The organism is Pseudoclavibacter terrae, from assembly GCF_008831075.1.
In the GTDB taxonomy this organism is placed as follows: Bacteria; Actinomycetota; Actinomycetes; order Actinomycetales; family Microbacteriaceae; genus Pseudoclavibacter; species Pseudoclavibacter terrae.
In genome coordinates, this window is sequence record NZ_WBJX01000001.1 from 392,100 (window position 1) to 406,021 (window position 13,922).

Sequence of the window (13,922 nt, forward strand, 5' to 3'; positions counted from 1 at the left end):
TAGTTCAGATGAAAGTTTCGGTAATCGGCTGCGGATACCTCGGCGCCGTACACGCCTCGGCCATGGCAGACCTCGGGCACGAGGTTGTCGGCGTCGATGTCGACCAGCGCAAGATCGACGCGCTGTCTGCTGCGCTACCCCCGTTCTTCGAGCCGGGGCTCCCCGAGATCCTCGCCTCGGCCAGTGAGTCTGGAAAGCTCCGTTTCAGCATTGACATCAGTGCTGTCGCAGACGCCACGGTGCATTTCATCGCTGTCGGCACGCCGCAGACTCAGGGCAGTGCCGCTGCCGATATGACCTACGTCGAAGCGGCCCTTGACGGTCTGCTGCCGCACCTCAAGCCGGGTGACCTCGTGGTCGGCAAGTCGACCGTTCCGGTAGGTACGGCTCAGAAGCTCGCCGATGTGATCGAGGCGAGCGGAACCGGGGCATCCCTGGCCTGGAACCCAGAGTTCCTTCGTGAAGGCTTCGCGGTGCAGGACACGCTCACTCCAGATCGTCTGGTCTACGGCGTCGAAAACGACAGTGCGACGGAGATCCTCGACGAGGTCTACGCTGACGCCCTTTCCAAGGGCACACCCCGCATCGTCACGGACTTCGCAACCGCGGAGCTGGTCAAGGTCGCTGCTAATGCGTTCCTCGCTACGAAGATCAGCTTCATCAACGCTATGGCGGAGATCTCTGAAGTTGTCGGCGCCGACGTCACTCAGCTGGCGGACGCGATCGGCCATGACGTGCGGATCGGCCGAAAGTTCCTTAACGCTGGTATCGGCTTCGGCGGAGGATGCCTGCCGAAGGACATCCGCGCTTTCGCCGCGCGCGCCGAAGAACTCGGCCGTGGCGAGTCGGTAGCTTTCCTGAAGCAGGTCGACGCGATCAACCTGCGCCGTCGTCAGCGCGTCATCGATCTCGCCCTGAACGAGTTCGGTGGCTCGGTGGTCGGTAAGCGCATCGCAGTCCTCGGTCTGACCTTCAAGCCTGCTTCCGACGACGTGCGCGACTCGCCTGCTCTCGACGTGGCAGTGCAGCTCCATGGCCTTGGCGCTGAGGTCGTCGCGACCGATCCTCAGGGGATCGAGAACGCACGACTTCGCCACCCGCAGCTCACCTACGTGGATGCCGCGTCCGAGGCCTTGACGGGCGCCGACCTGGTTCTGCTCGTCACCGAATGGGACGAGTACAAGAACTTGTCGGCTCAGACAACGGGCGAACTTGTGCAGAACCGCACCATCATCGACGGAAGAAATGTTCTGGATGCCGGCATCTGGAGAAGCAATGACTGGAAGTACATCGGTCTCGGTCGTCCCTAAAGGCAGCTGCGCGCCCCACACCTGCAGCGCATTCCTCGCGCAGCGGGAATACAAGTCAGATCCAGCACGAGCCTTCAGAACCGGTGGGATAGCACTGAAATGACCAAGACAGTTGCGGTGATTGGAACTCGGGGATACCCGAGCTACTACGGCGGTTTCGAGACGGCAGTCCGAAAGCTTGCTCCATACCTTGCTGATGAGGGTTGGGACGTCACGGTCTACTCGAGGCAGGCGTCGACCCTCCCAGACGACCCCACGAGAGACCCCCGGATCAATGTCGTGAACACTCGCGGCATCGAATCCAAGTCGCTGAGCACGTTGACCTTCGGGTTCTGGGGCGTTCTCGGCGCTGCGCAAGCGAAGCCAGACGTCGCGCTGATCATGAACGTCGCGAACTGCTTCTGGTTGCCGCTCCTCAAAGCCCGGGGCATACCCACGCTCGTAAACGTGGACGGCATGGAGTGGGAGCGCGAGAAGTGGGGCAGGGTAGCGAAGGCGATCTTCAGGGCCGGTGCTCGCGCGGCGGCGCTCTGGGCCGACGTGCTCGTCTACGACGCTGTCGAGATCGGCAGGCTCTGGAAGCAGATCTTCAAACGCGACGGACTCTTCATCCCCTACGGAGGGGATGAGCGCGAAGAGCTGCCCGTTCCGGAAGGCCTGAACCGGCGCGAATACGCCTTGATGGTGGCACGCTTGGTGCCAGAGAACACGGTCGACGACTTCCTCATTGCCGCAGAACGGCTTGCTGCGGACCACGACGTGGTCCTTGTCGGATCGACCGGGTACGGGGGCGAGTTCGATGAGAGGGCTCGCGAGCTGGACGCGAAACTCGAGCGATTCCACTGGCTCGGCCATGTGAGCGACGACGATCGTCTCCATGCGCTGTGGCAGCACGCCGGCGCCTATTTCCACGGGCACACGGTCGGCGGAACCAACCCAGCGCTTGTTCAGGCCATGGCCTGCGCGGCACCCATCGTTGCCACTGACACCCCTTTCAACAACGAGGTACTCGCTGGCAGCGGAGAGATCGTGCAGATCTCTGCACAAGACATCGAGCGCAAGATTCGTGAGCTCCTGACCGACCCCGAGAGGCAGGAGCAGCTGAGCGCTGCTGCTCTCGAGCGTTCGCGGGCGTCGTATTCGTGGTCGTACGTCAACTCCCTCTATGAGGGCGCGCTTGAAGATCTTCGGCATGTCCGCAGGAGCCGTAGCGTTGGGACGAGGATCTAGGTGAAGATCTGCCTTGTTGCCGCCCCTCTGAGTGGGCGTAGCGGCGTCTATCGCAGCACACGTGACCTCGTCTCTGAGGCCCGTTCGCGCGGACTGGAGTGGACCGGACTGATCGGCCTCCGCTCCAGTGCTCCCGACGCCAACGAGCCGACCCCTGAGGGGATCAGGGAGTGGACGTTCGACGCAAGAGGACAGAAGGGCGTCACCGCGCTGCGAGAGTACCTCTCGGCCGCTCCTGAAGTGGTGGAGGCGGATGTCGTCATCACACTCATCCCGCAGTCCGACGTAGCGTTTGCTCGGGCTTCAAGGAGCCCGAATCAAATGTGGGTGTCGTTTGTCAGAGGGGCGCCGTGGCCGGCCCCTGGTGAGCAGGGCCGCCTCAAGACATCGGCACAGAAGCTCGCAGTCACGCGGGCTATGCGACGCGCGGATGACGTGTGGGCGACGACGGAAGTGCTTGCTAACTCGTTCTCGAGTGTGCGCAAAGCGTTCCTGATTCCCGCCGGTGTGCCGCTCAAGATTCCGAAGCGGTTCACCGTCCCGTCTCCTTCCGGTGACATCATCTGGGCCGGCCGGCTCGATACGGACAAAGATCCTCAGCTCTTCCTGGACCTCATGGAGGACTCCGGTCTCCAGGGCAAGATGTTCGGCGCGGGCCCCCATCAGGATCGCGTCTCAAACGCCTTGCCGTCCAACGTCTCGCTGCAGGGATGGGTGCATCCCGACCAGCTCTGGGAGAACGCTGCGGCCTTCCTCGGTACGTCCACGCGCGAAGCCTTCGGTCGGAGCGCCGTTGAAGCTGCTGTCGAGGGCATTCCAGTGGTCCTCCACGAGGAATACGGATGTGCGCCGCTCTTGTACACCGACCCCGAGCTGCGGAAGAAGTTCGTGCTTCGAACAAGAGAACCGGGCGCCTGGCGCGCGGCCATGCTCACTGTCGTGAAGGATCCGCACATGTGGGCTCGGGTGTCTGAACACGTCCGTGAGAACGCGAACAACCTGTCCATCGAGAAGTCGGTCGATTCCGTCCTCGCGCGCGTTGAGTCTCAGCGCAGTCGATGATCTCGACCCGTCCACCACGAGCAACACCTACCTCAGGATCACGATGACAAGACCAGAAACAGCGCTGCTCGCATTTCCGATGCACGGTCAGCACAAGCTCTCGACCGAGGGCTATCGCACCCGTGACGGTCATTTCATCGAATGGTTCGGCAAGAAGCTGGCCTCGCAGGGCGAAGTCGCTGTCTTCTCGCGACCGGAGCCGCTCCCGCTGGAGCTGAAGTACCGGCTGGGAGATCAGACCGTCGCCGAGAACACGCGCTCTTACCGCAGCACGAGTTTCAGGCTTCCGAACATGCAGGATCGACGCAAGTGGTGGGTGGACTCACTCGGGAGCTACCGAAAGCCCGGGGCCGCGGCGGGAACACCCGTCGTCTTCTGGAATCCGTTCGTGACAATCTCGAACATCGCCCCTGAAATCCGGAACCTCGGCGGGCCCGTGGCCTTCGATCTCCTCGACGACTGGACGTACCACTACGCCTTCCAGAGCATCTCGGAGTACGTGAAGAAGGCCTACGCCGCTTCGTTCGAGATCGCGGACATCGTGACGGCGAACTCCGAGGCGACTCTCGAACTCGCTCGTCAATATGGACGTACCGATGCGGTGCTCGTGACGAACGGCTGTGACCCGGAGCGCTTCTCCCACGAGAGCAAGGCAAGCGGTCGACCGAAGGTCGGATATGTCGGAAAGATCGGCAAGCGAGTGGACCTCGAACTGGTGACGTCAACGGCGTTGTCCATGCCGAACGTCGACTTCGTGTTCGCAGGTCCGATCCTGGACGCCGAGTATCGCGAGCCGCTTCGACGCGTGCCCAACATCGAACTCCTCGGCGATGTCCACTACGAGAAGGTCCCCGAGCTGCTCACGAGCTTCGACATCGGCTGGGTGCCTCACCGCGTCGGTGAGGGAGAAGTGGGCGGCGACGTCATCAAGACCTATGAATACCGAGCCGCTGGGCTGAAGGTCCTGACGACTCCCGTTCTGGGCGCGTCCGACCGTGGTCTGACGAGCGTGGAGTCGCTTCCCGCCGCCAACCATGCGGCCTGGCTGAAGCAGGAGTTCGATCGCGCACCGCGCGTGGTTCGCGACCTGACGCCGGTTCCTGTCGAGCACACCTGGGAGCAGAAAGCCGACTTCATCTTGAACGCACTCACTGAAGCGAAGGACCCTCGATGAAGAAGCAGCTGAAGAAACTCCTGAAGCCGGTGGACGGTGTCCTCCGGTCGACAGCGCTCTTCCGATCAGTGGCGACGGCGACGCTCAGCCTTCCGGGTTCCAAGTCGAAACGTCACGGCCATGTGCTTCTCGCCCCGCCAGGTGCCGGCAACATCGGTGATTCAGCGCTGGTGGAGTCCTTCCTGGAATCGGTCGATGAGCGTGTGACCGTTGTCGTTCGCAGCAAGTCCAACTTCACTTTGGACCAGCAGAACGTCCACGTGGTAGAGATGCCTCACCTTCTGTACGGCCGTCTCCCCTGGGCGATCAGAGATCTTGTTCGTCTCTCGAGGCTCCTCGATCGGTCGACATCATTCTCGGTGGTCGGGGCAGACATCATGGACGGGGCCTACAACCCCCGCGCATCCGCGAGGCGTGCCATCTTGAGCAGGCTCGCCCTGCGACGGGATACCTCGTCTCGGGTCCTTGGCTTCAGTTGGAATGCATCTCCCGAAGCTGGTGCCCTCAGGGAGGTGCGCGCCGCCTCTCAGGCGGGTGTCCAGTTGCTCTTGAGGGATCCGGCCTCCGCACGGCGTGCGGTCAAAGACAACCTCAGCAACGTCACTTCGTGCGCCGACATGGTCTTCACCGCGAAAACGGTTGATTCGGATGCGAAGAAGAAGTACCTGGCCCACGTGGGCGATGCACCGTTCGCACTCTTGAACGTCAGCGGACTGCTGCGGCAGTCGCAGGATCTGACTGAGGACTACATCGCGGTCATCGAGCATCTCCGTGTTCTCGGCTACCACGTTGTCCTGCTCCCGCACGTCGTGAAGCCGGGTTCGAGTGATCTCGACGCGGTCGATGCGGTCGCCCAGCGCCTCGTGGACCAGACGAACGTCACGACGATTCGCGAGACGTTGCGGCCAGCAGAGGTCCGTGGTCTCACGAAGAACGCGAAGGTCGTGATCACGGGACGCATGCACCTTGCGGTGATGTCTCTGATGGCGGGCCTCGCACCAGTGACGCTGGCCTCTCAGGGAAAAGTCCAGGGGCTCTTCGAACTTTTCGAACGCGAGTACCTGTGCGTCCAGCCGAAGCCCGGCATGAAGGACGCCATCATCGAGGCGCTCAGCCGCGCGCTGGATGATGGGCCCATCGACCAAGAGCGCTTGGCCAAGGTGACGAACCTCGCCGAGCTCAACTTTGCTGGGCTGCAGTCTGAAGGGTCCTCAACCCCGTGACAGCTGGCACCTCACTCGGGCACTCGGCGGCGCGAGGCGGCGCTATTACCATGCTGGGTCAGCTCGCAAGAGTTCTGATCCAGGTGGCCGGTATCGTCGTGCTAGCCCGCCTGCTCTCACCAGAGGACTACGGTCTCCTAGCGATGGTCGTCGCAATCGTCGGCGTTGGCGAGATCTTCCGGGACTTCGGACTCTCCTCGGCTGCTATCCAGGCTCCGACCATCAGCAAGGGGCAGCGCAGCAATCTCTTCTGGCTCAACTCGGGTATCGGCTTCACGTTGGCCATCCTCACCATCGTTCTCGCGCAGCCGATCGCCCTGCTCTACGGGGAGCCACGACTCGCGGGGATCTGCCTCGTACTCTCGTCGACCTTCCTCCTCAACGGCATCGCGACTCAGCACAAGGCTGACATCACGCGTCAGCTGAAGTTCCGCAAGCTGGCGCTCATCGAAGTGATCGCTCCTGCGATCGGCCTCGCGGTCGGTCTTGTGAGCGCCATCGTTGGCTTCGGCTACTGGTCACTCGTCCTGCAGCAGGTGGCCATCCCGCTCGTCGCAGCGATTCTGTTCTTGCAGGCTGGTCGATGGGTTCCACAGTGGTACGACAAAACCGAGAGCGTTCGGGGCTTCATGAAGTTCGGCGTGAACCTCCTGGGCGCGCAGATGCTGACGTACGCATCACGCAACGCGGACAGCGTCGTCATCGGCATGCGCTTCGGACCCGCTTCACTGGGACTCTATGACCGTGCTTTTCAGATGATCGCCCTGCCGCTGAATCAGTTGAACGCCCCAGCGAGCAAGGTGGCCCTGCCGATCCTGTCCCGTCTGGACGAAGACTCCAACCGCTATGCATCGTTCCTGCTTCGCGGTCAGTCGGTGATGATCAACATGATCACGCCACTCCTAGCGTTCGGTGCCTCGGTGGCTCCCGCGGCGGTGACCATCGTTCTCGGGGCGCAGTGGACCGAATCGGCCGCCCTCTTCCAGCTCCTAGCTCTCGGTGGCATCGCGCAGGCGCTCAGTTACGCGACGTACTGGGTGTTCCTGTCCAAGGGGCTCACCGCGTCCAACCTGCGTCTCACCCTTGTTTCCCGACCGCTGATCGTCCTCGGGATCATCGTCGGTTCAAACTGGGGCGTGCAGGGGGTGGCCACCGCCTACGCGGTCGGGCTGCTGCTCAACTGGCCGCTCGGCCTGTGGTGGATCTCGCGAGTTTCGGACGCGCCCGCCCTCGGCATGTTCTTCAACGGAGTACGCGCGCTAGTCGTCTACGGCATCGCTGCCATCGGCACACATTTCGTGACGACGTCACTGCTGCACTTCAATGAGCTCGGCACCGCAGCCGTCGGTTTGGTGATCTTCCTGGCCATCGCATCGCTGGGTCTGCTCTGGCGCCCGTTCAGGAGAGATATCGCTGGCATTCTCCAGCTGAGAAGTCTGTTGGGTAGGCGGAAATGAGCTTCATGAAGAACTCCAAGCGCCGCGCTGCGGGCGGCGATCGTCGGCTTACAGTGCTGTACTCAGTTCCAGCGCCCTCGAGAGCCTCAAATCCTTACACCACCATGTTGGCGGAAGGCGTCGCGCGGTCGGCCAACGTCGAGTTCTTCTCCTGGAAGACCGCGCTTCTCTCGCGCTATGACGTCCTGCACGTCCACTGGCCGGAGACAATGGTGCGAGGCAAGGGCCGCGTGACCGAACTTCTCCGCAGCCTGGCGGGTGTGCTCCTCCTCCTCCGGCTCTCTGCGAGCAAGATCAAAGTGGTCAGGACCGTCCACAACCTTGATGCGCACGAGGCTGGCAGTCTGCTCGAGAAGTTCTTCGTCCGTCGGCTGGAGACGATGGAGAGCCGACGAATCTATCTCAACGCCTACGATGTGGGCATGGACGCGCACGATGTCGTCATTCCTCACGGGCACTACAGGAGTTGGGAAGGCTACAGACCCTCACTTAGTGCTGCGGAAGTGAGCGCCGGTCGTGCAAACCTGCTCTACTTCGGGGGCATCAGGCCTTACAAGGGCGTAGAGCAGCTCATTGAGGTGTATCGCTCCGACACGGCTCGGGTTCTACCCGAGCTGGTGGTGGCCGGATCATCTCCGGACGAGGCGCTCTCGACGGCGCTCAGGAGACTCGCACAGGCAGACGGAAGGGTCACGCTCAGGCTCGAGCGCGTCAGCGACTCGGATCTGTCTGAGCTGATACGGCGAGCAGACGCGGTCGTGCTCCCGTACAGGAAGATGTACAACTCCGGAGCTCTACTGCTGGCACTGAGTCTGGGTACACCGGTGATCGTCCCGGACGTACCGGTCAATCGAGCTCTGGTGTCCGAGTTCGGTGAAGAGTGGGTCTGTCTGGTGGATAGCTTCTCGCTCGAGACGCTTTCGAAGGCTGTGGAAGGTTTCCTTGCGAAGCCCCGCCCAACTGGACCCGACATGAGTGGCCGTGAATGGGCCGACGCCGTCGATGCCCACCTTGGTGTGTACAACGATGCCGTCAGCGCGTAACGTGATGCGACCGATGACAAGGCGTACGCACGAGATGTTCGAGGGCAAGACGATGGGTTCGCATGATTGAGATCGTTTGGGTCGCTCTGGGCTTGGGATTGCTTGCGCTCATGCTGCCGGCGAAGCCCGTTTTGCGAGCTGTCGCGTCTCTGGCGATCCTGCTGGCTGTCCTCGCAGTGTTCCAGACCACGGGCGGTCGAGGAACGGTCACCGTTTCGGCGAGCTACGTGATTGTCGCCTGCGTAGGGCTCGTCGGTCTAGTGGCCTTCTGGAGGAAGAGCTCTCCATGGCTCTTCGTTCCACTGGCGGCCTACCTCGCTTTCGGTATGGCCTTCATCTGGGACGGCGGGGCCGGACAGTCCGGCGGCACCATGAACATCGTCTACATCATGCTTGCGTGGGCTGCCGGTGCTTTTATGGGGTCATCGTTCCGCGATCGAGCCGAGCTCGACCGGAGCTTCACAGTTCTCCTGGTCTTGATCGTCGTGTTCCAAGTCCTAGTAACCGCCCTCCAAACTCTGGGCGTACCCATTTTCGAGCTCACGGGACGCAGCCTCGACCTCGAAGGTGGTCGCGCCAACGGAACCTTCACGCATCCTTCGACGATCGGGAAAGTCCTCACGCTGGTGATGATGCTTCTGATGCCGATGACAAGGGCCGCTGACTCGACAACCAGGAAGTTAGCGCTGTTCGGTTTGCTGCTCGCGATCGTCCCGATCGCGTTGTCGGCGAGTCGGGCGAACTTCATCTCTGCCTTGGCCATGATCCTTGTGTGGTCGTTGCTTCAGCCCCGGGACACTAAGTTCTTCAGCCGGAGGTTCCTGCTCCCGGCCCTCGTGGGTGTCGTCTCGCTTTTCTTCGTCGATTCCATCCTTGAACGATTCAACAAGGACCCCGTTGGTGGTGAGCGGGAGCACTTCATGGAGGTGGCGCTTCTTCAGTTTGCCGACACGCCCTGGTTCGGAGTGGGGCCCGCCAACTATGTGCGTGTCGTGGGCATGCGCGACGCCCTGACGGCCGAGGGGTGGCCTGTTCATAATGCCTTCATGCTGCAGATCGTCGAACTCGGCATTATCGGCGCACTGCTCTTCTTCCTGCCGCTCCTCTACATGTTCGTGAGATCGGTACTCGCCGTGCGCCTCGTCAGTCGCCAGGGCGACTACGCCAGGGCTGTTGTCGCTTACCTTCCAGCGTTCGTTCTCATCTCCTGGACTGGTTGGGGGATGCTCGCGCCGGGTATGGCAGCGCTGTTGTTCTTCTGCCTTGCTTTCTCTATGCAGCAAGTGACGAGTAAGGCGATGCCGGTTGTGGCGGCGTCGGAGGTTGCCCTCGTGCCCGCTCGTGCCCGCAGCTCGATGAGATCTTGAGCAGTCGTCCGCTCCCGAGCTTGCGAGCGCGGAGTGGAGATCGATCTCGTCGCCGTCCCGGCATCGGCACCTTGGCGGCCACGGCTCTCCTGTGCTTGGCACTCACCCCGGTCGGGCCAATCTTCGCTCCGACCCCGGGGGAGGCTGGTAGGGCTGACGTCATACTGGTTCTTGGGCCAGCGACGGCGTCCCGTCTAGACCTTGCGAAGGAGATGATGGAGTCCGGGCACGCGGCGAATTTGGTGGTGTCGACAAACAGTGGGCACGAACGGTTCGGGGCGAGGAACCTTCAGACATGTCGAGTCGACCAGGGCTACCCGGTCCACTGCGAGCAATCCGCCCCTTTCACGACGCAGGGAGAAGTTGGGCTTCTTCAGCGGTTGAGCGAGGAGAACGGGTGGCACAAGGCCATCGTGATCACTTCGAAGACCCACGCGACCAGGGCTAGCTTGTACATCGGCCGCTGCTACGACAGAGAGGCAGACGTGATCTGGCCTTCAGAGCGGCTGAGTGTGCTGCGCGGCGTTGAGGAGTACTTCTATCAGTCCGCCGCGTTCGTCAAGGCCTTCGCAGTCACGAACGACTGCGTCTAGGCGCCCGCGGGTCTGTGTCCGACCGTGGCGACGCAACCCAATCGTTATGAGAGGCTTGTCCATATGACTGCATCCGCTCCTGCCATGACGAGGTCGCCTCGCCTCGACTCGCTCACAGGTGTGCGGTTCTTCGCCGCGCTTATCGTCTTCGGGTTTCATTCCCTGCACTACGTCAGCGGCCTCGAACTGTTCGGTGCTGGCATGGTGGGTGTGTCGCTCTTCTACATCCTCAGCGGGTTCGTCATGGCGTGGACCGCACGCGATGACGACCTTCCTTCTCTGTTCTATCGGCGCAGGTTTGCCCGGATCTACCCTGCATTCATTACGGCCTGGGTGGCCTCGTTAGCTCTACTTGTCTCCTCAGGAAGCCTCACTAGTTGGGACTTTCTTTCGCCAACGTTGCTGCAGGCTTGGGTGCCCGTGGAGGCTGCATACTTTGCGGGAAGCGCCGTCTTCTGGAGCTTGTCCTGCGAGGCGTTCTTCTACCTCATGTTCCCGTTGATCCATAAGTTCATGCGCGGACTCAGCACGGCCGGGATCGTGGCCGTTGCGTGTAGTGCTGGTGCTGTGAGTATCGGCACGGCGCTCGCTACCATCGGTGTTGCGGAGAGCGATTTCACTCGCTGGTTCTTGATCATCTTCCCTCCGCTGCGCTTGATGGAGTTCGTTGTCGGAGTGGCTCTCGGCATGCTTTTTCGGCGCGGCTTCAGGCTGCCAGTGCCTCTCTGGGCGGCAGTCGGGCTCGCCGTTCTGTCGATTTTTCTTGCGGCCTATGCCCCGTACTCCGTTTCGCGCTATGCAGTGACGCTAATACCGTTCGTCATCTTGGTGGCCGCGCTCGCAACGGCCGATTTGCAAGGACGCGTGAGCTTGTTTCGGTGGAAGCCCCTCGTAATGCTTGGGGTCTGGTCCTATTGCTTTTACCTATTGCACGCGATGGTGCTTTCTGCGTCGTTCCGCGCGTCGAGGCTCTTTGAGATCGATGCGCCTTGGGTGGTGCTTGGCGGAGCCTTGCTGTTGTCGATTGGCGCCGCGTGGCTCCTCCACGTCGTTGTGGAAGCGCCGTTCGAAAGGCGTCTGCGTCCGTCCAAGGTGCCGCGTCTCGACAGTGACGCTTCGCCTTCAGCGATGGCAGCAAGCGACCAAGCGTAAGTTTGGGCTCAGCGCCCAGAAGGTGGTAGCTCGGCGAGCCGCTGACGCGTTCTCTCAGGCCACGCGATCAGAAAGTTCGACCGCGGCCATCGGCTCGTGCTGCGCATGAAGAACGAGGGGCCGGCTACGTGAGCCGCGAAGAGGACATGTACATGCAGCACGATCGCTTCAATGGTCTCAATTGGTGCGTTGAGGCCCGCCCCTGCGGTTGAGTCCAGGTCGCTTTAGCGCCAGCTCGGCGGACAACAGTCATCGTCTTCTGGTGATCTCTTTGACTGACCCTTGGTTGAGCTGCAGCCGGATGTTTCCTGTCCCGTACCTCGAGTTCTGCGGGACGGCTAGCGTGCCGATTCATGCGAACACGCGCTCGGCTCAATCTGCTTCAACTGGAGCCGAACACGACCCCTGGCGGCATGCCCTCGGCCATCCGCGCCGGCATGCTCCGATGATGAGTTCCCTAGGAGCGCTCACGGGTGGGCTAGGCGACCTCGAGACTCGTCACTTCCGGCGTGCTGTCAGGGACCGAAACGGAGCACGTCATTACGGTCCCTCGGTCCTCGCTCTCTTGGTAGTCGATGTCGCCGGACACGATAAACGTAATCGAGCCAGATTCGGGGTCCGTCTCCTGAGACTGGATTCCGCCCGCCCAGTCGACGGTGGAGCCAGGGTAGCCAGCATCGAGCGCCGTATTGCACGCAGTCTGCGCCTGCTCAACGGTGAGTTGATCGGCCGGTGCCGCGTCACCAGCATTGTCGGGTTGCACCGCTTCGGCACCATCTGGTGCGGCTTCGGAGGTCTCGCCAGGGGCGCTATACGTCTGCCCCTCCGGCTCAGCCGAGGTGGGAGTCGCCGGCGTTACGTCATCGCCACCGGGACCAGAGCACCCGGCGAGGGACAGCATCACGATCGCGGCGATGGTGATCAAGGGAGAGCTTCTTGCTGCGTGCATCGTCGTCCTTCACTAGGTGGAAACCCTGCGACGAACATAGTCGAGTCAACCGGGGAAGTGGAGACGCCAACGGTGGCACGATTTGAAAGCACCGACGCAGAAATATTGTGCCTGGTCGGCCCCACCGGGAAAGACTGTGTGTGGCCCACGCCAAAGTTCAAGCAGCCCCGCCCTCTTTGCCTTCTGTGCCCCCAGTTATTGATGCTCGCGTCCGGGTTGCGAGCTTGTCAGTCCGCTGGGGTTCGATCGTTGCGCTTGCGGCACTTTCAGGTGGTCAGTGATGGAGGCTTACGTCAGAGCCTCCCGGCTCTTCTCTGGCCAAGCGAACAGCAGGTTCGATCGCGGCCATAGTTTGGTGACCCAGATGAAGAAGAGGCCGCTGCCCAGACCGATTGCTACGAAGATCGGGTACTGCAGGTAGGGGTTAGTCAGATCCACCCTTGACAGCAGGGTGCCAGCCGTCCGGATCGCGAAGAGATGCACGATGTACAGAACGATGGAGTTCCTTCCGAGGAATTCCAGAACTGAGCGAGTCCGTCCTGCTCGGATTCGAGGGACCAAGTTCATGGCAATCGCGATCATGCCCACCACGCCGAGCGCATATAGGGGTTCGTAAACGACCTTGAGTCCCGCGACACTCGCATAGGACGCCACTGCAGCTGCCACGACAGCCAGTGCCATGGTCAAAGGCTTGTTGAGCACGCCATTTATCTTCTGGCGGTGCTGAGAGTAGCAGTTTCCCAGCATGAAGAATGCAAAGAGGAATGCGGCTTTCTCGAGCCGGAAGGCTTCGGGTAGGAATTGCGAGGCAATCAATGCTGCGGACGCGACCGCGATGCTCGGCACTTTCTTCAGCGCCCAGGCGGCCGAATAGAAGATGAGCAAGAACCACAAGTACCAGAGGTGCGTCTCTGCGGGGTTGTAGGCAATCCTCAGAATGTATGAGAGGGCAAGATCTCCCGCGAGCGCGAGCCCTACTAAACTCCAGAGGAGGTATGGCCACCCGATCTTACGGGCTTTCCCGCCGAAGTACGCTCCCGCGCTCTTGTTCAGAGACCTATGGAGAAGTATTCCGGAGAGGAACATGAGTGTCGGCATGCGGTACGGCTCGACGATTTGATTGAACACTTCGATACCTCGGGGGTAGAAGTCGCCGAAGTAGGCAACTCCCGTCCCGGCGTGAAACAAGACCACCAAGAGCATCGCGATTCCACGCAATGCATCCATCCATGTTTCTCGCACTTATCGCTCCTCGTCTTTACTGATTTTCGAGCCTTGGTGCAGCATCGACGGATCGAGCGGAACCGACCGTCTCGTGATTCCGGCCCTGGCGGCGGTCCTGTTAGCGTCGCTGGGCAGGCC

The 13,922-nt window shown here is 61.6% G+C and carries 12 protein-coding genes; 10 read left to right on the plus strand and 2 right to left on the minus strand.

What is annotated here, in order from left to right; genetic code table 11:
- The first annotated feature begins 8 nt into the window (after window positions 1–8).
- The 10 genes from F8O03_RS01875 to F8O03_RS01920 all read left to right on the plus strand — a co-directional run bounded on the left by F8O03_RS01875 (window position 9) and on the right by F8O03_RS01920 (window position 11,611).
- Entirely contained in the window at window positions 9–1,310 is a 1,302-nt protein-coding gene (locus tag F8O03_RS01875; RefSeq protein ID WP_151422135.1) for a UDP-glucose dehydrogenase family protein, read from the plus strand.
- A gap of 99 nt (window positions 1,311–1,409) precedes the next feature.
- Window positions 1,410–2,540, plus strand: coding sequence for a glycosyltransferase (locus tag F8O03_RS01880; protein ID WP_151422136.1), 1,131 nt, complete (start codon window positions 1,410–1,412; stop codon window positions 2,538–2,540).
- The gene (locus F8O03_RS01885; protein WP_151422137.1) at window positions 2,541–3,602 is read left to right on the plus strand and encodes a glycosyltransferase; all 1,062 of its coding nucleotides are present in this window, start codon (window positions 2,541–2,543) and stop codon (window positions 3,600–3,602) included.
- A gap of 43 nt (window positions 3,603–3,645) precedes the next feature.
- Window positions 3,646–4,776: a glycosyltransferase family 1 protein gene (locus F8O03_RS01890; protein WP_151422138.1), complete on the plus strand. Its 1,131-nt coding sequence runs from the start codon at window positions 3,646–3,648 to the stop codon at window positions 4,774–4,776.
- Complete coding sequence (locus F8O03_RS01895) at window positions 4,773–5,999, plus strand: polysaccharide pyruvyl transferase family protein (protein WP_151422139.1); 1,227 nt, start codon at window positions 4,773–4,775, stop codon at window positions 5,997–5,999. The genes F8O03_RS01890 and F8O03_RS01895 overlap by 4 nt, the downstream gene beginning before the upstream one ends.
- Window positions 5,996–7,456, plus strand: a complete 1,461-nt coding sequence (locus F8O03_RS01900; protein WP_280115558.1) for a lipopolysaccharide biosynthesis protein — start codon at window positions 5,996–5,998, stop codon at window positions 7,454–7,456. Before F8O03_RS01895 ends, F8O03_RS01900 begins: the two co-directional genes overlap by 4 nt.
- Before the next feature lie 5 nt (window positions 7,457–7,461).
- A complete protein-coding gene (locus tag F8O03_RS01905; protein WP_167516436.1) occupies window positions 7,462–8,499 on the plus strand; it encodes a glycosyltransferase in 1,038 nt (345 codons plus the stop codon).
- A 62-nt stretch (window positions 8,500–8,561) separates the two neighbouring features.
- The gene (locus tag F8O03_RS01910) at window positions 8,562–9,866 is read left to right on the plus strand and encodes an O-antigen ligase family protein (protein ID WP_151422142.1); all 1,305 of its coding nucleotides are present in this window, start codon (window positions 8,562–8,564) and stop codon (window positions 9,864–9,866) included.
- A 95-nt stretch (window positions 9,867–9,961) separates the two neighbouring features.
- Window positions 9,962–10,459 carry an ElyC/SanA/YdcF family protein gene (locus F8O03_RS01915; protein ID WP_167516437.1) on the plus strand — a complete coding sequence of 166 codons (498 nt, stop codon included), beginning with the start codon at window positions 9,962–9,964 and terminating at the stop codon, window positions 10,457–10,459.
- Window positions 10,460–10,522: 63 nt separating this feature from the next.
- Complete coding sequence (locus F8O03_RS01920; RefSeq protein ID WP_151422144.1) at window positions 10,523–11,611, plus strand: acyltransferase family protein; 1,089 nt, start codon at window positions 10,523–10,525, stop codon at window positions 11,609–11,611.
- 478 nt (window positions 11,612–12,089) lie between these two features.
- Here F8O03_RS01920 and F8O03_RS01925 read toward each other — a convergent pair whose 3' ends face one another.
- Together F8O03_RS01925 and F8O03_RS01930 are read right to left on the minus strand one after the other, a co-directional pair.
- On the minus strand, window positions 12,090–12,536 hold the full coding sequence (locus F8O03_RS01925; RefSeq protein WP_151422145.1) for a hypothetical protein: 447 nt from the start codon (window positions 12,534–12,536) through the stop codon (window positions 12,090–12,092).
- A 312-nt stretch (window positions 12,537–12,848) separates the two neighbouring features.
- Complete coding sequence (locus F8O03_RS01930; protein WP_151422146.1) at window positions 12,849–13,802, minus strand: acyltransferase family protein; 954 nt, start codon at window positions 13,800–13,802, stop codon at window positions 12,849–12,851.
- Window positions 13,803–13,922: the final 120 nt, after the last annotated feature.

What these genes read in the sequence shown, in the direction of transcription:
- F8O03_RS01920 (WP_151422144.1), top strand. Translation starts at nt 10,523, where the DNA reads ATGACTGCATCCGCTCCTGCCATGACGAGGTCGCCTCGCCTCGACTCG.
- F8O03_RS01910 (WP_151422142.1), top strand. Translation starts at nt 8,562, where the DNA reads ATGATTGAGATCGTTTGGGTCGCTCTGGGCTTGGGATTGCTTGCGCTC.
- F8O03_RS01875 (WP_151422135.1), top strand. Translation starts at nt 9, where the DNA reads ATGAAAGTTTCGGTAATCGGCTGCGGATACCTCGGCGCCGTACACGCC.
- F8O03_RS01905 (WP_167516436.1), top strand. Translation starts at nt 7,462, where the DNA reads ATGAAGAACTCCAAGCGCCGCGCTGCGGGCGGCGATCGTCGGCTTACA.
- F8O03_RS01880 (WP_151422136.1), top strand. Translation starts at nt 1,410, where the DNA reads ATGACCAAGACAGTTGCGGTGATTGGAACTCGGGGATACCCGAGCTAC.
- F8O03_RS01895 (WP_151422139.1), top strand. Translation starts at nt 4,773, where the DNA reads ATGAAGAAGCAGCTGAAGAAACTCCTGAAGCCGGTGGACGGTGTCCTC.
- F8O03_RS01890 (WP_151422138.1), top strand. Translation starts at nt 3,646, where the DNA reads ATGACAAGACCAGAAACAGCGCTGCTCGCATTTCCGATGCACGGTCAG.